General features: G+C 71.6%; 18 protein-coding genes and 1 pseudogene. 9 read left to right on the top strand and 10 right to left on the bottom strand.

Annotated elements, in window-relative coordinates:
- The 6 genes from MKK60_RS02420 to MKK60_RS02445 form a co-directional block, all read left to right on the top strand.
- The coding region (locus MKK60_RS02420; protein WP_279603652.1) for a DNA translocase FtsK at nucleotides 1-436 on the top strand (436 nt) is incomplete at its 5' end.
- A gap of 253 nt (nucleotides 437-689) precedes the next feature.
- The gene (gene gntA / locus MKK60_RS02425) at nucleotides 690-1,454 is read left to right on the top strand and encodes a guanitoxin biosynthesis heme-dependent pre-guanitoxin N-hydroxylase GntA (protein ID WP_147727956.1); all 765 of its coding nucleotides are present in this window, start codon (nucleotides 690-692) and stop codon (nucleotides 1,452-1,454) included.
- A complete protein-coding gene (locus tag MKK60_RS02430; protein WP_243934160.1) occupies nucleotides 1,447-2,073 on the top strand; it encodes a DUF1989 domain-containing protein in 627 nt (208 codons plus the stop codon). The genes gntA and MKK60_RS02430 overlap by 8 nt, the downstream gene beginning before the upstream one ends.
- A 74-nt stretch (nucleotides 2,074-2,147) precedes the next feature.
- A complete protein-coding gene (locus MKK60_RS02435; RefSeq protein WP_147727954.1) occupies nucleotides 2,148-2,300 on the top strand; it encodes a DUF3096 domain-containing protein in 153 nt (50 codons plus the stop codon).
- A 222-nt stretch (nucleotides 2,301-2,522) separates the two neighbouring features.
- Nucleotides 2,523-5,213: a pyruvate, phosphate dikinase gene (gene ppdK, locus MKK60_RS02440; protein ID WP_147727953.1), complete on the top strand. Its 2,691-nt coding sequence runs from the start codon at nucleotides 2,523-2,525 to the stop codon at nucleotides 5,211-5,213.
- Between the two features lie 353 nt (nucleotides 5,214-5,566).
- Complete coding sequence (locus MKK60_RS02445; protein ID WP_243983761.1) at nucleotides 5,567-5,809, top strand: hypothetical protein; 243 nt, start codon at nucleotides 5,567-5,569, stop codon at nucleotides 5,807-5,809.
- Nucleotides 5,810-5,839: 30 nt separating this feature from the next.
- Here the strand turns inward: MKK60_RS02445 and MKK60_RS02450 are convergent, their stop codons facing one another.
- The 3 genes from MKK60_RS02450 to MKK60_RS02460 all read right to left on the bottom strand — a co-directional run bounded on the left by MKK60_RS02450 (nucleotide 5,840) and on the right by MKK60_RS02460 (nucleotide 11,365).
- Complete coding sequence (locus MKK60_RS02450) at nucleotides 5,840-7,279, bottom strand: DUF882 domain-containing protein (RefSeq protein ID WP_243983763.1); 1,440 nt, start codon at nucleotides 7,277-7,279, stop codon at nucleotides 5,840-5,842.
- A gap of 330 nt (nucleotides 7,280-7,609) precedes the next feature.
- On the bottom strand, nucleotides 7,610-9,709 hold the full coding sequence (locus tag MKK60_RS02455) for a murein L,D-transpeptidase (RefSeq protein WP_243983765.1): 2,100 nt from the start codon (nucleotides 9,707-9,709) through the stop codon (nucleotides 7,610-7,612).
- A gap of 162 nt (nucleotides 9,710-9,871) precedes the next feature.
- Complete coding sequence (locus MKK60_RS02460; protein WP_243983767.1) at nucleotides 9,872-11,365, bottom strand: sigma-54-dependent transcriptional regulator; 1,494 nt, start codon at nucleotides 11,363-11,365, stop codon at nucleotides 9,872-9,874.
- A 286-nt stretch (nucleotides 11,366-11,651) separates the two neighbouring features.
- Between MKK60_RS02460 and MKK60_RS02465 the strand changes: the two genes are divergently transcribed.
- Nucleotides 11,652-13,526: a M3 family oligoendopeptidase gene (locus MKK60_RS02465; protein WP_243983769.1), complete on the top strand. Its 1,875-nt coding sequence runs from the start codon at nucleotides 11,652-11,654 to the stop codon at nucleotides 13,524-13,526.
- A gap of 91 nt (nucleotides 13,527-13,617) precedes the next feature.
- Here the strand turns inward: MKK60_RS02465 and MKK60_RS02470 are convergent, their stop codons facing one another.
- The 6 genes and pseudogenes from MKK60_RS02470 to MKK60_RS02495 all read right to left on the bottom strand — a co-directional run bounded on the left by MKK60_RS02470 (nucleotide 13,618) and on the right by MKK60_RS02495 (nucleotide 19,122).
- On the bottom strand, nucleotides 13,618-14,040 hold the full coding sequence (locus MKK60_RS02470; RefSeq protein ID WP_147726259.1) for an organic hydroperoxide resistance protein: 423 nt from the start codon (nucleotides 14,038-14,040) through the stop codon (nucleotides 13,618-13,620).
- A 100-nt stretch (nucleotides 14,041-14,140) separates the two neighbouring features.
- Nucleotides 14,141-15,355, bottom strand: a complete 1,215-nt coding sequence (locus MKK60_RS02475; RefSeq protein ID WP_243983776.1) for an acetyl-CoA C-acyltransferase — start codon at nucleotides 15,353-15,355, stop codon at nucleotides 14,141-14,143.
- A gap of 87 nt (nucleotides 15,356-15,442) precedes the next feature.
- A pseudogene (locus tag MKK60_RS02480) lies at nucleotides 15,443-16,315 on the bottom strand (3-keto-5-aminohexanoate cleavage protein); the annotation flags it as partial.
- 10 nt (nucleotides 16,316-16,325) lie between these two features.
- Complete coding sequence (locus tag MKK60_RS02485; protein WP_243983771.1) at nucleotides 16,326-17,084, bottom strand: SDR family NAD(P)-dependent oxidoreductase; 759 nt, start codon at nucleotides 17,082-17,084, stop codon at nucleotides 16,326-16,328.
- 40 nt (nucleotides 17,085-17,124) lie between these two features.
- A complete protein-coding gene (locus MKK60_RS02490) occupies nucleotides 17,125-18,075 on the bottom strand; it encodes a 3-hydroxyacyl-CoA dehydrogenase family protein (protein WP_243983773.1) in 951 nt (316 codons plus the stop codon).
- Nucleotides 18,076-18,090: 15 nt separating this feature from the next.
- Nucleotides 18,091-19,122, bottom strand: coding sequence for a cyclase family protein (locus MKK60_RS02495; RefSeq protein WP_243938087.1), 1,032 nt, complete (start codon nucleotides 19,120-19,122; stop codon nucleotides 18,091-18,093).
- 247 nt (nucleotides 19,123-19,369) lie between these two features.
- On the opposite strand from MKK60_RS02495, the gene MKK60_RS02500 reads away from it, so the two are divergent.
- The gene (locus MKK60_RS02500; protein ID WP_147842939.1) at nucleotides 19,370-19,777 is read left to right on the top strand and encodes a PaaI family thioesterase; all 408 of its coding nucleotides are present in this window, start codon (nucleotides 19,370-19,372) and stop codon (nucleotides 19,775-19,777) included.
- A 119-nt stretch (nucleotides 19,778-19,896) separates the two neighbouring features.
- Here the strand turns inward: MKK60_RS02500 and MKK60_RS02505 are convergent, their stop codons facing one another.
- Nucleotides 19,897-20,760: an outer membrane protein gene (locus tag MKK60_RS02505; RefSeq protein ID WP_147842940.1), complete on the bottom strand. Its 864-nt coding sequence runs from the start codon at nucleotides 20,758-20,760 to the stop codon at nucleotides 19,897-19,899.
- A 312-nt stretch (nucleotides 20,761-21,072) separates the two neighbouring features.
- On the opposite strand from MKK60_RS02505, the gene MKK60_RS02510 reads away from it, so the two are divergent.
- On the top strand, nucleotides 21,073-21,210 hold a 138-nt coding region (locus tag MKK60_RS02510; RefSeq protein WP_243934179.1), incomplete at its 3' end, for a GTP-binding protein.

Genomic DNA, 21,210 nt, shown 5'->3' on the forward strand with positions numbered 1-21,210 from the left:
GCTGTTCATGGCCGGCGGCGGGCGCACGACCCGGGTGCACGGGCCGTTCTGCTCGGATTCGGAGGTCGAGAGCGTGGTCGCCCACCTCAAGCGCCAGGGCCGCCCGGCCTACCTCGAGGCGGTCACCGCCGACGACGGGTCGGAGGATGCCCCCAAGGGGGCCGCCCAGGGCGCCGGCAGGGGCGGCGACGAGCTGGAGCTCGACGGCGCCGTGTTCGACCAGGGCTCGTTCGGCGAGGCCGGCGGCGACCTCTACGACCAGGCGGTGCAGGTGGTGCTTCGCGACAAGAAGGCGTCGACCAGCTACATCCAGCGTCGCCTGCAGATCGGCTACAACCGCGCCGCCTCGATCATGGAGCGCATGGAACAGGAAGGCATCGTCGGCGGCGCCAACCATGCCGGCAAGCGCGAGATCCTGGTCGAGGCCGAAGGCTGAGGCATTCGGAAGGCGGGTGCGTCCGGAAGGCTGAGGCGTCCGGCACCCGCCGCCGATCCCGGCCGCGATCGGATCGTCGTGGCGGGCATTCCCGGCCGAGCCGGCACTGTCCACAGCAGAGTGCGACCGATCGCGGCGGAGTCGGCCGGGATCAGGAACCGCACCGTCTGAGGCCGGTTCCTCCGATCCGGACGCCAATCTGCCTCCGGCATCGGCAACCGTGCCGCATATTTCATCGTAGACGCGGGATCTCATGCTTTCCTACGCGGACAACCGCGGGTTTTCGCTCGCTCCGGACCTGTCATCCCTGCACGCGGCGCCGCTCCGGCTGCCACGGGACGATGCCGACCATCCGCTGGCGGCGGCGTTCCGGGACTTCATCCGGGCGCAGCCCTTCCCGTGCGTCGGCGCGAAGTCGGCGCTGTCGCGGGGGCGGATGAAGATCGTGGTCGCCCGCGACATCACCTCCGGCTGGGACGACACGCGCATCTACCCGGCGCTGCTCGCCTTCATCGCGCGCTACCGCGCCCAGCCCGACCTGTTCCAGAGCTTCGCCATCGTGTTCGAAGGGCCGGGCGACCTGTCCGAGCAGGCCTTCGAGGAGAACCTGTGGGCGCGGGCCCAGTCGCTCTCCGACAAGGACGGCTTCCTCGGCCAGGCCTACGACCGGCGCGTCTCGGCCGACCCGGAGGACGCGCACTTCTCCCTCAGCTTCGGCGGCGAGGCGTTCTTCATCGTCGGCCTGCATCCGGGCGCGAGCCGGCCGGCCAGGCGCTTCACGTCGCCGGTCCTGGTCTTCAACCTGCACGATCAGTTCGAGCGGCTGCGCGCCGAAGGGCGCTACGAGAAGCTGCGCGAGAACATCCTGGCGCGCGACGCGGCGTTCGCCGGCTCGATCAACCCGATGCTGTCCCGGCACGGCGAGATCTCCGAAGCGCGCCAGTACAGCGGCCGCGCGGTCGACGCCGACTGGGCCTGCCCGTTCAGCGGGCGCACGAAGGGCGGCTCCGATGTCTGAGCCGCATCCGTCCTGCGGCCGTCACACCATCGCGCCGCGCTCGGGGACGGCCTTCACCCTCGACAAGGGCCAGTTCCTGGTGGTCACCGACCCGCAGGGCGAGCAGGTCGCCGACATGCTGGCCTTCCGCCGCGACGACCTCGACGAGGTGATCTCGTCGGGCCGGACGCTGGACTATGCCAGCCGGATCTACCTGACCACGGGCGACCCGCTCTACTCGAACCGCTCGAACGTGATGCTCCGCATCGTCGCGGACACGGTCGGCCGGCACGACTTCCTGCTGACGCCGTGCTCGGCCGACACCTTCCGCATCATCTACGGCGACGCCGAGCCGCACCGCGGCTGCTTCGGCAACCTCGCGGCCGCCCTCGAGCCCTTCGGGATCGGGCCGGACCGGATCCCGGTGGCGTTCAACGTCTTCATGAACGTGACCGTGGACGGGAATACCGGCGCGCTGAAGGTCGAGCCGCCCCTGAGCCGCGCCGGAGACAGGATCGTGTTCGAGGCGATGCAGGACCTGGTGATCGGGCTCACCGCCTGCTCGGCGCTGCAATCCAACAACTTCGCCTTCAAGCCGATCCAGTACGAAATCGTGCCGTCCTGGCCCCCGGCGTCCTGACGCCGGGCGGGAACCGTGCGCGCCATCGTGCGTCGCCCTCCGGCGGTCAAGCTCGGCCGCCGGAGGGCTTCGCCATGACCATCTCGATCTCGCACCTGCAGCCGGCCATCGCCATCCTGGCCGGGATCCTGATCCTGATCGCGCCGCGGCTGCTGAACTACATCGTCGCGATCTACCTGATCGCCGTCGGGGTGATTGGCCTCGGCCTGTTCCGCGGTCTATCGTGACGCCGTCAGGCCCGCTCGCGGCTGACAATGAACGCGGAGCGTCACATGCCGGGTGACCCGGCGCGCGGACGTTCATCTTGCGTTGCAACACGGGATGGTCCAACCCGCACCGATGGGCCCGAGGGGCCGGCAAACCCTTCGACGCCGGCTTCCTTTGACGCAAGATCCTTTTGACGCAAGACCCTTGGACGCGAGTCCTCTTGCACGACGGACGGAATCGATATGACGAGCGGCACCGCGAAGTGGGTCTACACCTTCGGCGACGGCAAGGCCGAGGGCAAATCGCAGATGCGCGACCTGCTCGGCGGCAAGGGCGCGAACCTCGCCGAGATGTCCAATCTCGGCCTGCCGGTGCCCCCTGGCTTCACCATCACCACCGAGGTCTGCACCGCCTACTACGAGAACGGCCAGACCTACCCGGCCGAGCTGAAGGCGCAGGTCGCCACCGCCCTCGAGCAGGTCGGCGCGATCACCGGCAAGACCTTCGGCGATGCGGCGAACCCGCTCCTCGTCTCGGTGCGCTCGGGCGCCCGCGCCTCGATGCCGGGCATGATGGACACGGTGCTCAACCTCGGCCTCAACGACGCGACCGTCGCCGCGCTCGCCGAGAGCTCGGGCGACCCGCGCTTCGCCTACGATTCCTACCGCCGCTTCATCACCATGTACTCGAACGTGGTGCTGGGCGTTGAGCACCACGCCTTCGAGGAGGCGCTGGAGCACTACAAGGAGGGCAAGGGCTTCGATCTCGACACCGAGCTCGGTGCCGACGACTGGAAGCACCTCATCGAGAAGTACAAGGCGATCGTCGTCGAGGAGCACGGCTCGCCGTTCCCGCAGGGCGCCGAGGACCAGCTCTGGGGCGCCATCGGCGCGGTGTTCGATTCGTGGATGATCCCGCGGGCGAAGAAGTACCGCGAGCTGAACGCCATCCCCGAGAGCTGGGGCACCGCCGTCAACGTCCAGGCCATGGTGTTCGGCAACATGGGCGACACCTCGGCCACCGGCGTCGCCTTCACCCGCAACCCGTCCACCGGCGAGCGCGCGCTCTACGGCGAGTTCCTGATCAACGCGCAGGGCGAGGACGTCGTCGCCGGCATCCGCACCCCGCAGGACATCACCGAGAAGGCCCGGCTCGAGGCCAAGTCCGAGAAGCCGTCGATGGAGCGGGCGATGCCCGAATCCTACGCCGAGCTGACGCGGATCTACGGCATCCTCGAGACCCATTACCGCGACATGCAGGACATGGAGTTCACCATCGAGAGCGGGAAGCTCTGGATGCTCCAGACCCGCAACGGCAAGCGCACCGCCAAGGCGGCGCTCCGCATCGCCGTGGATCTGGCCGGCGAGGGCCTGATCACGCAGGAGGAGGCGATCGCCCGGATCGAGCCCGGCGCGCTCGACCAGCTCCTGCACCCGACGATCGACCCGAAGGCCGAGCGCAAGGTGATCGCGCAGGGGCTGCCGGCCTCGCCGGGCGCCGCCACCGGCGAGATCGTGTTCAACTCCGAGGACGCCGAGACCCTGCGCAAGGCCGAGCGCAAGTGCATCCTCGTGCGCATCGAGACCTCGCCCGAGGACATCCACGGGATGCACGCCTCCGAGGGCATCCTGACCACGCGCGGCGGCATGACCTCCCACGCGGCCGTCGTCGCCCGCGGCATGGGCAAGCCCTGCGTGTCGGGCGTCGGCTCGATCCGGATCGACTACAAGGCGCAGACCCTCACGGTCGGCGGCGTGACGCTGAAGGCCGGCGACCGCATCACCATCGACGGCTCGACGGGGCAGGTGCTGCAGGGCGAGGTGACGATGCTGGCGCCCGAGCTGTCGGGCGACTTCGCCACCCTGATGGGCTGGGCCGACGCGTACCGCACCATGAAGGTGCGCGCCAACGCCGACACGCCGACCGACGCCCGCACCGCCCGCGACTTCGGCGCCGAGGGCATCGGCCTGTGCCGCACCGAGCACATGTTCTTCGAAGGCGACCGCATCATCGCGGTGCGCGAGATGATCCTGGCCGACGACGCGGAGGGGCGCCGCGCGGCGCTCGCCAAGATCCTGCCCTACCAGCGCCAGGACTTCGTCGAGCTGTTCACCATCATGTCGGGCCTGCCCGTCACGATCCGCCTGCTCGACCCGCCGCTGCACGAGTTCCTTCCGCATTCCGACGCCGAGGTGAAGGAGGTGATGGACGCCACCGGCATCGCGGAGGACCGGATCCGCCACCGGATGCGCGAGCTCTCCGAGTTCAACCCGATGCTCGGTTTCCGCGGCTGCCGCCTCGCCATCGCCTTCCCGGAGATCGCGGAGATGCAGGCCCGCGCCATCTTCGAGGCGGCCGTCCAGGCGGCGCAGGAGACCGGCGCGCCGGTCACCCCCGAGGTGATGGTGCCGCTGGTGTTCTCCCGCGCCGAGTTCGACATCGTGAAGGCCCGCATCGACGCCACCGCCAAGGCGGTGTCGGAGGAGACCGGCAAGGCGATCGGCTATCAGGTCGGCACCATGATCGAGCTGCCGCGCGCGGCGCTCAAGGCCAACGAGATCGCGGCGACGGCGGAGTTCTTCTCCTTCGGCACCAACGACCTGACGCAGACGGCGCTCGGCATCTCGCGCGACGACGCGGCGACCTTCCTCGGGCCCTACACCCAGAAGGGCATCCTGGCCGCCGACCCGTTCGTGACCATCGACCAGGAGGGCGTCGGCGAGCTGGTTCGGATCGGCGTCGAGCGCGGCCGCTCGGTCCGCCCCGACATCAAGCTCGGCATCTGCGGCGAGCACGGCGGCGACCCGGCCTCGATCGGCTTCTGCCAGGAGGTCGGCCTCGACTACGTGTCGTGCTCGCCCTACCGCGTGCCGATCGCCCGCCTCGCCGCCGCGCAGGCCGCCCTGGGCAAGGTCTCGGCGAAGGAGGGCTAGGCGCCCGCGAGCGCCGATCCGCGGATTTCGGCGCCGGGTCCTTTTGCTGGCGGCCCAGCGTCATCAGAACGCGCGGAAACGGAACCGCGTTCTCTCTCCCCCCGTTGCGGGGGAGGGAAGGCGCGCGGGGGCCTTGAGCCGATAGGTCGATCCGGTCGCGCGAACAGGTGAGGAAGCCCACCTCGGCGCGCCTGGCGATCCCGCGTTAACCACGCACAAAAAACATGCGAAAATAACGGAACCGGGCCGGCGAACCTCTGCCGTAGGGCCGCGTTGGATGCTAGTGGCGAACCGAATGCGCGTGAGCGATCGGCGGTTCGACCGGGCGTCAGTCATCCGCGGGAACGCCGGCCATGAACGACTCGTCCTCGTCACAGCTCTACCTCGGGGAAAACCCCTGTGCCGTGCGGATTCCGAAGGTTTTTGCGCGGGCCTATCTCTGGCTCGTCGGTGCGGGAACGCTCCTTGGCGTGCTGGTCTTCGCCGTGGCGTCCCAGAGCAGCCTCGACGCGGCGCGCATCGCCGGATCGGACGCCGGGTACGCGGCGACCGTCGTTTCCGCGATGACGGTCAGCCATGGCCGCCGCCTGCCCTGACGGCGGCGCCCACGAACCTTACGACATCCTTCAGCGACCGCCGGGAACGGCCCGAGTCGCCGAGCCCGTGAAGCGCGCGGCCGTGAGGTCGTCGCCGGGGCTGCGGCGGCCGAAGCGCGTCGTCACCGTGTCGGGCGACGCGCCGACGACCGCCTCCGGCGCCACGTCCGTACGGGCGCGCGTCTGCGCCACGCGGACCGGGGCGATGCGGCTCGCCGGATGAGCGGCGCCGGCCTCGGTCGAGACCGCGGCGAACAGGGCGCGCAGCTGCGCCTTCGCATCGGCGTCGGCCGGGACCAGGGCGTCGACCGGGCGCGCCGCCGCGGGCCGCTCGGTGACGGCGGCGAGGCTCGTGCCCAGGCTGGCCATGCCGACGTTGCCGAGGCCGGCGAACTGCGCCGGGCGCGGCGGCGGCAGGGGCATCGCGAGCGCGGCGGCCGCGATGGCGGTGAATTCGGCGGGCCGGCGCGGCGGCAGCGGCGCCGTCACGTTGGAGATCAGCGTCGCGTCGATCGCCTCCTCCGGCTTCGAGGCCGGCGGCTCGGCGGTGAGCAGGGCCCTGGCGTCGCGCCCGTCGCGGCGCAGCATCGCCTCGCGCAGCGCGCCGTCGGCGGCCGGCGCCGCCGGGGCGGCGTAGGCGAGAGCCGCGCGGGTACCGATGCCGTCTTCCGGGTCGGCGCTCGCCACCGCGACCACCGGCTTCGGCTTCCCGCGCGCCACCGCGACCGGCGCCGGGGCCGGATCGCTGCGGCTGCCGAACAGGCCGGCGAGGAACCCGACGAGGCTCGGGCCCTCCTCCTCGTCGGCGGAGGCGATCTGCGAGGACACGCCGAGCACGGTGCCGCCGCGGGCCAGGATCTCGGCGCGGGCCTCCTCGTAGCGCGGGAACGGCCGGTTGTCGGACGCCAGGTGGACGGTCTTGCCGTCGGGGAACAGGCGGGCGAGCTGGTCGTGGCTCATCCGCGGCCACATCCGGACCGAGCCGACGTCGAGATGGACGAAGGGCGAGCCGGCATGCGGATACCAGCCGACGCCGCCGCGCTGCATCTGCAGCCCGACCGCGCGGATGTCGTCGATGGAGACGCCCGGCAGGTAGAAATCCATCGCCTTGCCGAGCATGTGCTGGCTGTACTCGGCCACCGCCTTCGAGCGGCGGCGCAGCATCGCGTTGGTGCCGGGCGAGCGATAGGCCGACACCACGTGGATCGGCTCCGAGGCGCCGACCTGCCGATAGGCCTCCCACACCGTGTCGAACAGGCGCGGGTCCATCTTGGTCGGCTCGTCGATGCGCCAGTCGCGCAGGAGCCAGTTCAGCTGCTCCAGGGCCGCGCGGTCGTAGCGCCCATCGCGCTTGAACGTGATAGTCGCGCTCTCCTTGGTGTGGGTGTGGAAGATCGTGAGCGAGCGGGTGTCGCCGTTGGCGACCGCATCCTGGGTGCCGGTGGTTCCGGCCGCCAGCGCCAGCGCCATGCCGGAGAGTCCGAAGAGGATGCGCCGAAGACGCGAGGGCCGGGGCGTCGTCTGGCTCGGCGTCGGCACGATCGTCTCACCCCTCGGACGCGACCCGCGTTCGGCGCGGAACCATGGTGAACGCAAGGTTGCCGAAAACCGTGAAGACCCGGTTATCGGCGGCCCGAGCCGGACACACGCGATTCCCTTACGGCTAAGTCTGGACCGTGGCGAAATCGTGCCGGCAAGCGCGGCGGCGCACGTCGCCGCGTCGGTCGCCCGACGGGTGATGCGAATAGGCCACGGGGCCGGTGCGGGGGCTCCTCACGGACCGCGACCGGCGGGCTGCGGTCACCACCAGCTGCGCGAGACCGGAGCCGGGTTCGGCGTCCACAGGCCGGGCTCGCCGAACTCGGGCGGCGGCGCTTCCGCGGTCGCCCGCACGGCGCGGCGCGGCAGGGCGGCGTGGCGCGGCTTCGCCCGCGGCGGCGGCTGCGGCGCCAGGGCCTCGGCCGTCCGGCGCGTCGGCTCGGACGGCCGGACCGCCGGCGAGACCTTGGCGACCGCACCGCCGCCACCGCCGAGGCCGAGGGCCGCGCGCATCGGTGCATCGTAGCCGTAGAGGTCGGGCAGCGTGCGGTAGCTGCCGCCGTCGTCGACGGTGGCGGTGAAGTAGGCGAGGTGCACCGGCAGCTTGTGCTCCAGGCGGATGGTGCGCTCGCCCTTGCCGACGAGCTTCTTCAGGCGCTCCTCGGTCCAGTTCGGCAGGACCACGTCGGCGAAGCGGAACGGGTCGTCGACGCGGACGCAGCCGTGGCTGAGGGCCCGTTCCGAACGCGAGAACAGCGAGCGGTTCGGCGTGTCGTGCAGGTACACGGCATGCTGGTTGGGGAACATGAACTTGATGAAGCCGAGCGCGTTCTTCTCGCCCGGCGGCTGGCGCAGCGAGACGTGGCCGCCGCGGCGCACGATCTCGTAGCCGCCCCAGGTGCTGCCGCCGTAGCTCGCGATCTTCGGCAGCATCGTCTTCAGGATCGAGGGCGGCACGTACCACGACGGGTTCACCACCGCGTATTCCATCAGCCCCGAGAACAGGGGCGTGCGCGAATCCGGCTTGCCGACGATGACGCGGGCCTCGTCGCGCTGGCGTCCGTCGCGGAACACGCGCAGGCGGAATTCCGGCACGTTGACCAGCACGTAGTCGGGCCCGAGATCGGTGCCGAGCCAGCGCCAGCGCTCCATGTTGACGATCAGCGCCGCGTCGTCGCCCACCGGCCGCACCGCACTCGCCTGCCTGGCGCCCTGCGCCAGCGCCACCACCGTCTGGACGTTGAGGACGCCGTTGCCGGGCAGGCCGCGGCCGCGCTGGAACTTGGCGACCGCCGCGGCGACGCCGGAATCGTAATCCTCCGGATCGCCCGGGGGGACGTCGAGGGTGCCGGCCTTCCGGCTCTCCAGATCGAAATGGGCGCGCAGCAGGGGCACGCGCGCATCGCGCATGCCGACGCGCAGGGCCGGACCGGGCGGCAGGCGCAGGGTGGTCGCCGGACCCGCATCGTCCGTCGCGGCCGGCGCGCGTGCCACCGAGAGGCGGCTCTTGAGGGCGAGATAGCCGGGGGAGCGCGGATTGTAGGCCTGGAGCAGGTCGCCGGCGGTGCCGCCTGCGCCGGCGAGGCTCGCCAGGACCGTGTCGGCGGCCGGCAGATCGAGGGTCGGCGTGATCAGCCGCGAGATCGCGGCCAGGTTGATCCGCCCGCCGCGCGCGTCGCGGGCATAGAGGGCGGCGGCGGCCGAGAGCTTCAGGTCGGCCTCCGCGACGGCGGCCAGATCCTCGGCCTTGGCGGGGCTTTCCGTCTTGCCGGCGATGTCGGCTTTCCCCGCCTTCGGGAGCGCCGGCACCGGATAGGCGCGGGCGTCGAGGCCGTCCTCGGGCGCCGCCGCGAGGCGTGCGGCAACGGCCTTCGCCGCCGGCGTGTAGGCGCCGTCCACGATCCAGACCGGCTTGAAGGCGCCGAGCGCGTAGAACGCCTGGATCGCCTCGCGCTCCTTCGTCGTCAGGCGGGCGAGCAGCGGGGCAGGCGAGGCCAGCCGGTTGAACACGGCGGCCGCCTGCGGGTCGCTCGGCACGGTGGGCGTCGCGGCGACCGCCGGGCGCTCCGGTCCGGGCGCCTCGGTCTGGGCCGGATCGGCCTTCGGCGGCTCGGACGGCGTCACCGCCTCGAGGCCGGTGGCCGGCGGCGGCAGGGTCGGATCCGAGACCGCGGCCGGATCGGATGCGGGCGCCCTATCGGCGGCGACGGCCTTGTCCGGGGTCGCGGTGGCGACGGCGGTGGCGGGCGGGATGTCGTCCAGACCACCGCGGGCGAAGGCCGCCGTGGAAAGGGCGCCCTGCGCGACGGAGCCGGCCAACAGGACGGCCAGGGCTGCTTTGGCCGAGCGCGAGACGCCCATCTGCGAACCTCCTGGGGACCGACCTCGAGGCCGCCCACAACCTTATCAGTATCGGCGCAAGCCCGGTCGTGCGCAATCGCACCCCCTCCGCTCGCGCCGTCGCGTGCCTGCAAGTGCCTGATGCGCCGAGCCTATCGGTCGGGCGTCGGCCCTCGGGCCGGATCAGGCCGCAGCCTCTTCGGCCTTGTCGTCGCCGTCGAGCCCGAGATCCTTGAGCTTGCGATACAGGGTGGACCGGCCGATTCCGAGGCGGCGCGACACCTCCGACATCCGGCCGCGATAGAATTGCAGCGCGAAGCGGATGATCTCGGCCTCCAGCACATCCATCGGCTTCATCTCGCCGGTGTCCTCGACCACCAGCGACATCGCGTGGGGATCGCGCACCTCGACGCGGACGATCTCGCGCACCGGCTCGGGCGAATGGGCCGACAGCATCGACTGCACGGGCGCCGCCGGGATGCGGACGTCGAAGCCCTCGACCTGGGCGGCGATCTGCGGGAACTCGGCCACCGTCAGCTCGTCGCCGTCGGCGAGCACCACCGCGCGGAACAGCGCGTTCTCGAGCTGGCGGACGTTGCCGGGCCAGCCGTATCGGGTCAGCAGCGCCATCGCCTCGGGGGTGATCGCGCGGACGCGCTTGCCTTCCTCGGCCGCGAACCGGGCGCAGAAGGAGCGCACCAGGTCGGGCACGTCCTCGCGCCGGGCGCGGAGCGGCGGCAGGGTCATCGGGAAGACGTTGAGGCGATAGTACAGGTCCTCGCGGAAGCGGCCCTCCTTGACGAGGTCGAGCAGCGAGCGGTTCGTCGCCGAGACCAGGCGGATGTCGACGCGCACGCTGCGCTTGCCCCCGACCGGGTCGACCTCGCCCTCCTGCAGCGCGCGCAGCAGCTTCACCTGCGCATCGAGGGGCAGCTCGCCGATCTCGTCGAGGAACAGCGTCCCGCCGGACGCCTCCACGAACTTGCCGGCATGGCGCTCGGTGGCGCCGGTGAAGGCGCCCTTCTCGTGCCCGAACAGGGTCGATTCGACGAGGTTGTCGGGGATCGCCCCGCAATTGACCGTGACGAAGGGCTTTCCGCGCCGCTCGCCCGATCCCTGGATCGCGCGCGCCAGCACCTCCTTGCCGACGCCGGATTCGCCCTCGATCAGCACCGGGATGTTGGATTTCGCGGCGCGTTCGGCGAGCCGGATCACCCGCTCCATGTCGGGCGACTTCGAGGTGAGGTCCTTGAAGCTGAGCGAGCCGGAGGCGCGGCGGCGCATGCGCCGGACCTCCTCCTCCAGGTGGTCGACCCGGAGCGCGTTCTTGATCGAGACCTGCAGCCGCTCGGCGCCGGCGGGCTTGACCACGAAGTCGACGGCGCCGGCGCGCATCGCGGTGACGACGGCGTCGATCGAGCCGTTGGCGGTCTGGACGATGACCGGGGTGTCGAGGCCGGATTTCCGCATCTCGGCGAGCACGCCGAGGCCGTCGAGGCCGCCGGGCATGACGAGGTCGAGCAGCACCACGTCGATCTCGGGCTGGGTCCGCAGCAGCGCGAGCGCGTCCGCACCGTTCTCCGCGAGCTTCGCCTCGAAGCCGAAGCGGCGCACCGTCGCCTCGGCGAGACGACGCTGAACGGGATCGTCGTCGACGATCAGGACCGTTGTCGCCATGCGGGCTTTTCCTCGCTGCCGCGGGTCGACCGCGGCGCCGGACCTCGCGGGACCCGGCACCCGGCACGACCGGCGGGTGTTTCGTTTCGAGCCGGAGCGTCGCCCAGATGCGTAAAGCCCCGCTTAATCGACGACGGGAGATTTGCCGCAGGCGCCGCTTGCATCGCCGGCGGCCGCCGAATTCGGTTGAACGCCGTCGATCGCGCTCGATATGAGGCGGGAAGGGCCCGTCGGGCCCCGCGCGGGCGACACGCCGGCAACGAACCGAGGATCCATGCGAGGAATCTTGTCCGCCCGAGCCTTCGCCCCCGCAGGGTCGCCCCTCCGGAGCGCCGAGGGCGCCTCCGCGGCGCGTGCCGCGGCCCACGCGGTCGATCTCGGGCCGCTTCCCGAATGGGACCTCGCCGACCTGTATTCCGGCCTGGACGCGCCGGACTTCCGCCGCGACCTCGCGAAGGCGGAAGCGGATTGCCGTTCGTTCTCCGAGACCTACGCCGGGAAGATCGCGCAGCTCGCGAGCGGGCCCGACGCCTCGGGCAAGCTCGCCGCCGCGGTCGCGGCGTACGAGGCGATCGAGGAGCTGCTCGGCCGCCTGATGTCCTATGCCGGGCTGGTCTATTCCGGCGACACCACCGACGAGGCGCGGGCGAAGTTCTACGGCGACACCCGCGAGCGCCTCACCGACGCCTCCGGAAACCTGCTGTTCTTCGCGCTCGAGCTCAACCGGATCGAGGACGGGGTTCTCGACGTGGCGATGTCCGCCGGGCCGCTCGCCCGCTACGCCCCGTGGATCGAGGATCTGCGCCGCGAAAAGCCGTTCCAGCTCGAGGACCGGATCGAGAAGCTGTTCCTGGAGAAATCCGTCACCGCGAACGCGGCCTGGGACCGCCTGTTCAACGAGACCATCGCGGCCCTGCGCTTCCCCGTCCAGGGGGAGCGGCTGCCCCTGGAGCCGACGCTGAACAAGCTCCAGGACCCGGACGGCGAGGTCCGCCGGGAGGCGGCCGGGGCGCTGAGCGAGGTGTTCCGCGAGAACCTGCGGGTGTTCACGCTGATCACCAACACGCTGGCCAAGGACAAGGAGATCTCGGACCGCTGGCGCGGCTTCAAGGACGTGGCGGATGCCCGCCACCTCTCGAACCGCGTCGAGCCCGAGGTGGTCGCGGCGCTGGTCGATGCCGTTCGCGAGGCCTATCCGCGGCTCTCGCACCGCTACTACCGGCTGAAGGCCAAGTGGTTCGGCGTCGAGGCGCTGCCCTACTGGGACCGCAACGCGCCGCTGCCGAAGGTCGAGCAGCGCACCATCCCGTGGACCGAGGCGCGCGACACGGTGCTCGACGCCTACGGCGCGTTCTCGCCGAAGATGGCCGGCATCGCGCGGGACTTCTTCGACCGGCGCTGGATCGACGCGCCGACGCGGCCCGGCAAGGCGCCCGGCGCCTTCGCGCACCCGACGGTGCCTTCGGTCCACCCCTACGTGCTGGTCAACTACCAGGGCAAGCCGCGGGACGTGATGACCCTCGCGCACGAGCTCGGCCACGGCGTGCACCAGGTGCTGGCCGGCCACAACGGCGCGCTGATGGCACCGACGCCGCTGACCCTGGCCGAGACCGCCAGCGTGTTCGGCGAGATGCTGACCTTCCGGCGCCTGCTCGCGGCGACGACCAACACGACCCAGCGCCGGGCGATGCTGGCCGCCAAGGTCGAGGACATGATCAACACGGTGGTGCGCCAGATCGCGTTCTACTCCTTCGAGCGCAAGGTCCACCTCGCGCGCGCCGAGGGCGAGCTCACCGCGGAGCAGATCAACGGCCTGTGGATGTCGGTGCAGGCCGAATCGCTCGGCCCGGCGATCACGCTCGATGCCGGATACGAGCCGTTCTGGGCCTACATCCCGCACTTCATCCACTCGCCGTTCTACGTCTACGCCTACGCCTTCGGCGACTGCCTGGTGAACTCGCTCTACGGGGTCTACGCGAAGGCGGAGGGCGGCTTCGTCGAGCGCTACTTCGCTCTGCTCTCGGCCGGCGGCTCGAAGCCCTACGGCGAGCTCCTGGCCCCGTTCGGCCTCGACGCCCGCGATCCCGGCTTCTGGCAGATCGGCCTCGGCATGATCGAGGGCATGATCGCGGAGCTGGAGGGGATGGAATCCGAGGCCTGAACGCCAGGGCCCTCCCGCGGTCGACACGCATGAAAAGACCCGCGACGGGGTGCCCCGTCGCGGGTCTTTTCGGTCTCGGTTGCGGCCGCGATCAGACGGCGGCGACGTCGACCCGGATGTTGCCGCGGGTGGCGTGCGAGTACGGGCAGACCACGTCGGCGCGCTTCACGAGGTCGGCGGCCTTCTCGGCATCGATGCCCGGCAGGCTGGCCTTGAGGCTGACGGTGAGGCCGAAGCCGGTGCCGTCGTCGCGCTTGCCGATGCCGACCTCGGCGTCGACGCGGGCGTCCTCGGGCACCTTCACCTTGTCCTGGGCGGCGACGAACTTGATCGCGCCGAGGAAGCAGGCGGCGTAGCCGGCGGCGAAGAGCTGCTCGGGGTTGCTGCCCGGGCCGCCGTTGCCGCCGAGTTCCTTCGGGGTCGAGAGGCCGACGCCGAGACGGCTGTCGTCGGTCGCGGCGGATCCTTCGCGGCCGCCGGTGGCGTGGGCGTGGGCGGTGTAGAGAGCCTGCATCGTCGTCTCCTGTCGGCGTTGGGAATCACGCACCCGCTCGCGGGCGATCGGTGACCCTTCATCCCACAGAACTAGGTTGTGCGCAACCGATGTCGCGCGTTCAGAAGATCTCGAACAGGCCGGCCGCGCCCATGCCGCCGCCCACGCACATCGTGACCACGCCGTACTTGGCGCCCCGGCGGCGCCCCTCGATCAGCAGGTGCCCGGTCATGCGGGCGCCGGACATGCCGTAGGGATGACCGATCGCGATCGCGCCGCCGTCGACGTTGAGGCGCTCGTCGGGAATGCCGAGGCGGTCGCGGCAATACAGGACCTGGACCGCGAAGGCCTCGTTCAGCTCCCACAGGTCGATGTCGCCGACGGTGAGCCCGTGCTGCTCCAGAAGCTTGGGCACGGCGAAGACCGGGCCGATGCCCATCTCGTCGGGCGCGCACCCGGCCACCGCCATGCCGCGATAGGCGCCGAGCGGCTGCAGCCCGCGCCGCTCGGCCTCCCGCGCCTCCATCAGCACGCAGGCCGAGGCGCCGTCCGAGAGCTGGCTCGCGTTGCCGGCGGTGATGAACGCGCCCTCGGCGACGGTCTGCTCGTTGCGGAACACCGGCTTCAGGGCGGAAAGGTCCTCGAGCCGGGTCTGCGGCCGGTTGCCCTCGTCCTGCGAGAGCGTCACCGCGCGCTTCGTCACGGCACCGGTCGCCTTGTCGACGACCGCCATCTCGGTCGCCAGCGGCACGATCTCGTCGGCGAAGCGCCGGTTGGCCTGGGCCTCGGCGGTGCGGTGCTGCGACTGCAGCGCGTAGCGGTCCTGCGCCTCCCGATCGATGCCGTAGCGGGCGGCGACGATCTCGGCGGTCTCCAGCATCGACATGTAGACGTGCGGGGCCATCGCGGTGAGCGCCGCATCCTCGGCGCGGAAGCGGTTCAGGTGCTCGTTCTGGACGAGCGAGATCGATTCGAGGCCGCCGCCGATCGCGGCCTGCATGCCGTCGACGACGATCTGCTTCGCCGCGGTGGCGATCGCCATCAACCCCGAGGCGCATTGCCGGTCGACGCTCATCCCCGCCACCGAAGCCGGGAGTCCGGCCCGCAGGGCGGATTGCCGCGCGATGTTGGTGCCGGTGGAGCCCTGCTGCAGGGCGGCCCCGAGGATCACGTCGCCGATCAGCGTGCCGGCTTCCTCCGGCGCGATGCCGGCGCGGGAGAGCGCGTGGGCGATCGCGTGGCCGCCGAGCGCCTGCGCCTGGGTGTCGTTGAAGGCACCGCGATAGGCCTTGCCGATCGGGGTCCGCGCGGTCGAGACGATGACGGCTTCACGCATGGTGTGCTGGTCCTTGGCGGGGCCGATCCCGCCCGTATCGGGAAGACAGGCGGTGTGCCGGATCCGGCCGGCCGGCTCAACCGCGGCGGCGAGCCCGAAGATCGCGCGCGCCTCGGCCGGGCTCGCCGGTGCGCAGTCGATGAGCGACAGCAGCGTCACCGCCTTCTCGACGAGCGCGGCGTTGCTCGGCGCCAGGCGTCCGCGGGCGAGGTAGAGGTTGTCCTCCAGGCCGACCCGGACGTTGCCGCCCATGCTGGCGGCGAGCGCCACCATCGGGAACTCGGCCCGGCCGATGCCGAAGGCCGACCAGACCGCGTCGGCCGGCAGCCGCGCGCGCATCTGCACCAGGGTCTCGGGGTCGGCCGGCGCCCCCCACGGGATGCCCAGGCAGATCTGAAACAGCGGCGGCGCCGCAAGATGCCCCTCGGCGATGAGGTGGCGGGCGAGCGCGATGTGGCCGAGGTCGAACACCTCGATCTCCGGCCGCACGCCGGCGGCGCGGATCGCCTCGGCCATGGCGCGCAGGTGCGCCGGGGTGTTGAGGAACAGGTTCTCGCCGAAGTTCATCGTCGCGACGTCGAGGGTGCAGAGTTCCGGCCTGAGCGCGCTCACGTGGCGGGTGCGCACCGCCGGAGTCTCGAAGAGGGTGCCGGGCCCCGCCGCGGCCGGATCGGACGCGCCCGGCACGAAGCGCCCGCCGGCGCCCGTGGTCAGGTTGAGGATCACGTCGGCGTTGCGCTCGCGGATGCGCTCCACCACCTCGCGGTAATGCGCGAGCTCCATGCTCGGCGCCGCGGTCTCGGGGTGGCGGACGTGGATGTGCACCACCGCGGCGCCGGCCTCGGCCGCCTCGAGCGCCGAGCGGGCGATGGCCTCCGGGCTGACCGGCACCGCCGGGTTCTTCGACGGCGTGTCGAACGAGCCCGTCAGGGCGCAGGTGATCACGGTCTTCTGCGACATCGCCGTCTCCTCAGATCATCCCGCCGTCGACCACCAGCGTCTCGCCGGTGATGTAGGCCCCGCCGGCGGCGAGGAAGAACATCGCCTCGGCGATGTCCTCGGGCTCGGCCAGGCGCGCCATCAGGGTGTTGGCGACGGTCGCCGCCTTGCGCGCCTCGGGCCAGTTCGCGGTCCAGGGCGTGGCCACGAGGCCCGGCGCGACCGCGTTGACGCGGATCTCGGGGGCGAGCGCCCGGGCGAGCGAGCGCGTCAGGTTCACGAGCCCGGCCTTGCTCGCCGAGTAGGCGATGCTGGAGCCGCGCCGCCCGAGGCCGGCGACCGAAGCGGTGTTGACGATGGCGCCGCGGCGCGCCCGCAGGGCGGGGGCGGCGGCCCGCGCGCAGCGATAGGGGCCGACGAGGTTGGTCGACAGGATCGAATCCCAGAAATCCTCGGTCATCGCGTCGAGGTCCTCGAAGGCGATCGGCGCCTGCGTGCCCGAGGTGCCGGCATTGTTGATCAGCACGTCGAGGCCGCCGAGCATCGCGATCGCCTCGGCCACCATCGCCTCCGCCTCGCCTGCGCGGGAGACGTCGCCGGCGACCGCCGTGACGGAGAGACCGTCCGCGCGCAGACGCCCGGCGGCCTCCTGGCCGCGTGGGTCGTCCGCGAGGTGGTTCAGGGCGACCGCGGCCCCGTTGCGCGCGAACAGCGTGGCGGCGGCCAGGCCGATGCCGGAGGACGCCCCGGTGACGAGGACGGCTTTGCCGCGAAGGTCGGCGCCGATCATGCTGTGCTCCCGTCTGCGATCGGAGGTCGGCGGCGGACGCTCACGTGCCCTCCATCCGGCCGATGCCGCGCATCGCCGCCTTGAGGGCGAGCAGCTTGCGGTCGCGCTCGCGGAACAGCTCCGCCGGGTCGCGGCCGCCCCAGTCGAAGTAGCCGCGCCCGGCCATTACCCCGGTCCGGCCCTCGGCGCAGAGGGCGTCGAGGCTGCCCGACCGGGTGCGCGGCGGGGGCGGGGCGTAGCTCGCGTTGGCGAGCGCCCGGCGCTGCAGGTCGAGCCCGGTGAAGTCCGCCTTGGCGAGGTGGCCGAGAATCGGGGTGCGCAGCGAGAGCCCGTGCACGATGGCGTCGTCGATCTCGCGCGGGGTGGCGTAGCCTTCGTCGAGGAGGTGGTGCACCTCGGCGGTGATCGCCGACTGGATGCGGTTGGCGATGTAACCCGGCAGGAAGCGCTTGAGGACGATCGGCACCTGGCCGAGCCCGACGACGAGGTCGCGGATCTCGGCCACCACCTCCGGCCGCGTCTCGGGACCCGGCACCACGTCGACGAGATCGATGATGTAGGGGGGCGTGTACCAGTGCGCGACGAGGGCGCGCGGCTGCCGCCCGACCGGGATCAGCGGGAAGACGTCGAGGTAGCTGGTGTTGCTGGCGATCACCGCGTCGGCGGCGCAGAGCCCGTCGAGCTCGGAGAACAGCGTGCGCTTCGCCTCCGGGTCCTCGGTGATCGCCTCGACGACGAGGCTCGCCCCATCGACCGTGGCCGCGAGGTCCGGCGAAAGCCGCACGGCCGCGGCGAGGCGGTCGGCGGTCCACCCGTCCGACGCGGCGCCGGCTTCCGCCAAGGTCGCGAGCGCGGAGGCCATCAGGGCGGGCACCGCATCAAGGGTCTCGGCGCGGCTGTCCGTGAGGCGGACGGCATGGCCGCCGAGCGCCAGGACCAGGGCGATGCCGTGACCCATCAGCCCGGCCCCGACGACGGCGATCTCGGCCATGATGTCCTCCTCCGGTCAGACGGTGGCGATCGGCGTCGCCGGCGAGCCGACGGCGCCGGGAAGCCGCAGGGGCGGCGCGGTGAGCAGGAAGCGATGGCGCCCGTTCGCCCTGAGCCAGGCCGCCAACGGGGTCAGGTGCCAGAGCTCGCCCAGCGGCAGCCCGAGCTTGAACAGGCAGTGCTCGTGCAGCGGCAGGATCGCGCAGCACGCCCCGCCCGGCCGGGCGGGATAGGCCTCGACCGCGTAGTTGTCGGCGGCGAGCGCGGAGAGCCCGCTGTCGGTGATCCAGGCGAGCAGCCTCGCGTCGCGGCCATCGAGGACGGCGCTGATGCGGTGGACCTCCTGCGGGTCCGGATGCCCGGCCCAGGCGAGGAGCCGGTCGGCGAAGCCGGTATGCAGGCAGACCATGTCGCCGGGCTCGACCGCGACCCCGTCGGCTTCCAGGATCCGCATCAGGGCGTCGTAGCCGACGAGCGTGCGGGCGTCGCCGTGATGCGCCCGCAGGTCGACCATCACGCCACGGCCCTGCATGCCGTGCTCGGCCAAGCGCTCGATGCCGAGGCGGTGCGCGCGCGACGGGGCCTCGACCTCGGCCACCTCGCTCGGACCCGTCACGTCGAGGCCGCCGCGGAAACCGTTGTAGTAGACGGGTTTCGGCGTTCCGTCCCCGTCGGCGTCGAACAGACCGCCGACATGAGCGAGGCTGTCCCACTGCGTCGAGTATTGCAGATAGAGCATCACCCGGTCGTCGCAGATCACGTCGGTGGCGCCATCGACCTCCTCGCAGACCCGGAAGTTGGTCACAGGCCGGCCGTTGGCCCGGACCGTCGGGCTGAGGCGCGGCGGGTGGCGGCGCTGGTTCAGGACGTTGCCGCCGGGCAGGTCGAGGGGCAGGCTGAGGCAGAAGGTCCGGCCCACGCGGACCTCCGCGACGCCCTGGAGCACCTTGGCCGCATCGAGCCCGTTGACGCGGCCGAGCTGGTCCTCAGGGCCGTAATCGCCCCAGGTCGAGCCCTCGGGCCGGCGGCGCCAGCGCGGCTCGGTCATCGGCGCGTCCTGCCGGTATCGGTTCTGCCCTCGCAGATCCGGGGCGCGGCGGGTGCCGGAGCCGGGCGCATGCGTCCATCCCTGAAGGCGGATCCTTGGCGGATCCCGTTGGCCGCATCGTCCGTCCGGCCATACCGGTCTGTCAACGACCGGGTCGCGGCCGGAGCGACGAAGCCGGGCGGATTTGTCAGGGCGCGCGAGCGCCCGCATACCGGACCTTCGAAACGGGCGAGGGCCGGAGCAGCCGATGCGCGAGCAGGATACGATCTTCGGAGCCGACATCCCGTTTGCGCGGCTCTGCGGCGTCGAGGCGCTCGGCTATGCCGAGGGACGCACCCGGCTGCGGCTGAGGCTGCGCGACGACCACGGCAACAACCTCGGCATCGCCCATGGCGGTGTGATCTGCACGCTCCTCGACATCGCCATGGGGACGGCGGCGCGGCTCGCCGCCGGGCGGCCGGTGCTCACCCTCGACATGCAGACCCGCTTCCTCGCCCCCGGCCGCGGCTTGCTGCTCGCCGAAGGGTTCGTCGTGCGCGGCGGGCGTTCGGTGCTGTTCTGCGAGGCGGAGATCCGCGGGGAGGGCGGCGATCTGGTCGCCACCGCGAGCGGCCTGTTCAAGCCTGCCCGCAGCGAACCGGGGCCTGCGGCGTGAGGTAGGCGACCATCGACGAAAGCGGCCGCCGCCGACACGAAAAAAGCCCCGGACGCATGCGCCCGGGGCTTCATCGCAGCATTCCAAGGGGCCGGAGGGATCACCCTCCGGCGAAGACCTTAGAGGCCGCCGAACTTGTAGTTGAAGCCAGCGCGGATGATGCTGCCCTCGGTGCGGAAGCGCGAGATGTAGCCGGCGCCCGGGCCGACACCGTTGAACGAGCCGACGATGACGTTGCGGCTGCCGAGGTCGTAGTGGAGGTATTCGGCCTTGATCGTCACGGCGTCGTACTTCAGGCCGAGATACTTCGCGAAGGCGAAGGTGTTCAGGAAGCTGTCGGTCGGGATCGCGTACTCGACGCCGCCGCCGTAGGCGTAACCGGTCTCGAGGTTGTTGGTGCGGCCGGCGAAGGCGAGGGCGCCGCCGGGGGTGTAGAAGTTGGCATCGTACTGGACCTCGCCGAAGGCGAAGCCGCCGGTCCCGTAGACCATGAACCGGTCGAAGGCGTAGCCGACGCGGCCGGTGACGGTGCCGAGGTATTCCAGGCTCTGGCGGAAGTAGTTCGGGTTGGGCAGGACGCCGCCGGCGTTCGGAGCGTCGAGGCTGAAGCGGCCCTTGTGGATGTCGGTCCAGTCGACGCTGACGGCGCCGCCGAGGACGAAGCCGGAGCCCGGGGTGAACTGATAGTTGTAGCCCGCGGTGCCGCCGATCTTGCCGATGCCGTCGGTCTCGGTGGTGGCCAGCGGCGGACGACGCAGGGCCTGCACGTTGGCGACGTTCACGGGCGAGATGCCGGTGGTGGTGATCCGCTGGCGGTCGGTGAAGGTGTAGGTCGACTCGAGGCCGGCGTAGAAGCCGGTCCAGGTGAACACCGGGATCGGGGTGAAGACCGGCGGGGGCTCGCGGCGCGGCAGGTCGGCGGCGGAGGCGACGGCGGTCATGCCGGCCAGCACGGTCGAGGCGAGGAGAAGCTTCTTCGTCATGTGAGGGGTACCTGAAGACTGTCCCGAATGGCTCTGGCCCCACTTAAGCGTAAGCATGCCCGGGCAACTATGCCCGCCATGCCACAGTGCGGCCCAAATGCAGCGGTGGCGCCACGGACGACCTTGCCCGACCGAATCGCCGCCGGCCTGCCCGGTCGGGCCGGCGGCGGGCGCGGCCGGGGCGCCGGCCCTTGATCAAAGGACGGCGAGCCTCTAATCCGACCGCGCCTTTCGCCGGGGCTCCCCCGCGAGCCGGGCGAGAGTCGAGATCGGGTGCGCCCGTGCGCGGGCCCTGCCGCAGGAACGGGAACCATGGCCAAAGAGAAGTTTGCCCGCACGAAGCCGCACTGCAACATCGGCACGATCGGTCACGTTGACCACGGCAAGACGTCGCTGACGGCGGCGATCACGAAGGTCCTGGCGGAGTCCGGCGGGGCGACGTTCACGGCC

It is taken from the genome of Methylobacterium sp. J-092, from assembly GCF_022829325.1.
Classification (GTDB): Bacteria; Pseudomonadota; Alphaproteobacteria; order Rhizobiales; family Beijerinckiaceae; genus Methylobacterium.

Bases quoted from the DNA above. Each gene is read 5' to 3' on its own strand.
- MKK60_RS02500 (WP_147842939.1), top strand. From the start codon at position 19,370: ATGCGCGAGCAGGATACGATCTTCGGAGCCGACATCCCGTTTGCGCGG.
- MKK60_RS02460 (WP_243983767.1), bottom strand. From the start codon at position 11,365: ATGGCGACAACGGTCCTGATCGTCGACGACGATCCCGTTCAGCGTCGT.
- MKK60_RS02435 (WP_147727954.1), top strand. From the start codon at position 2,148: ATGACCATCTCGATCTCGCACCTGCAGCCGGCCATCGCCATCCTGGCC.
- MKK60_RS02475 (WP_243983776.1), bottom strand. From the start codon at position 15,355: ATGCGTGAAGCCGTCATCGTCTCGACCGCGCGGACCCCGATCGGCAAG.
- MKK60_RS02490 (WP_243983773.1), bottom strand. From the start codon at position 18,075: ATGGCCGAGATCGCCGTCGTCGGGGCCGGGCTGATGGGTCACGGCATC.
- MKK60_RS02430 (WP_243934160.1), top strand. From the start codon at position 1,447: ATGTCTGAGCCGCATCCGTCCTGCGGCCGTCACACCATCGCGCCGCGC.
- ppdK (WP_147727953.1), top strand. From the start codon at position 2,523: ATGACGAGCGGCACCGCGAAGTGGGTCTACACCTTCGGCGACGGCAAG.
- MKK60_RS02505 (WP_147842940.1), bottom strand. From the start codon at position 20,760: ATGACGAAGAAGCTTCTCCTCGCCTCGACCGTGCTGGCCGGCATGACC.
- MKK60_RS02455 (WP_243983765.1), bottom strand. From the start codon at position 9,709: ATGGGCGTCTCGCGCTCGGCCAAAGCAGCCCTGGCCGTCCTGTTGGCC.
- gntA (WP_147727956.1), top strand. From the start codon at position 690: ATGCTTTCCTACGCGGACAACCGCGGGTTTTCGCTCGCTCCGGACCTG.
- MKK60_RS02470 (WP_147726259.1), bottom strand. From the start codon at position 14,040: ATGCAGGCTCTCTACACCGCCCACGCCCACGCCACCGGCGGCCGCGAA.
- MKK60_RS02485 (WP_243983771.1), bottom strand. From the start codon at position 17,084: ATGATCGGCGCCGACCTTCGCGGCAAAGCCGTCCTCGTCACCGGGGCG.
- MKK60_RS02450 (WP_243983763.1), bottom strand. From the start codon at position 7,279: ATGGCGCTGGCGCTGGCGGCCGGAACCACCGGCACCCAGGATGCGGTC.
- MKK60_RS02445 (WP_243983761.1), top strand. From the start codon at position 5,567: ATGAACGACTCGTCCTCGTCACAGCTCTACCTCGGGGAAAACCCCTGT.
- MKK60_RS02495 (WP_243938087.1), bottom strand. From the start codon at position 19,122: ATGACCGAGCCGCGCTGGCGCCGCCGGCCCGAGGGCTCGACCTGGGGC.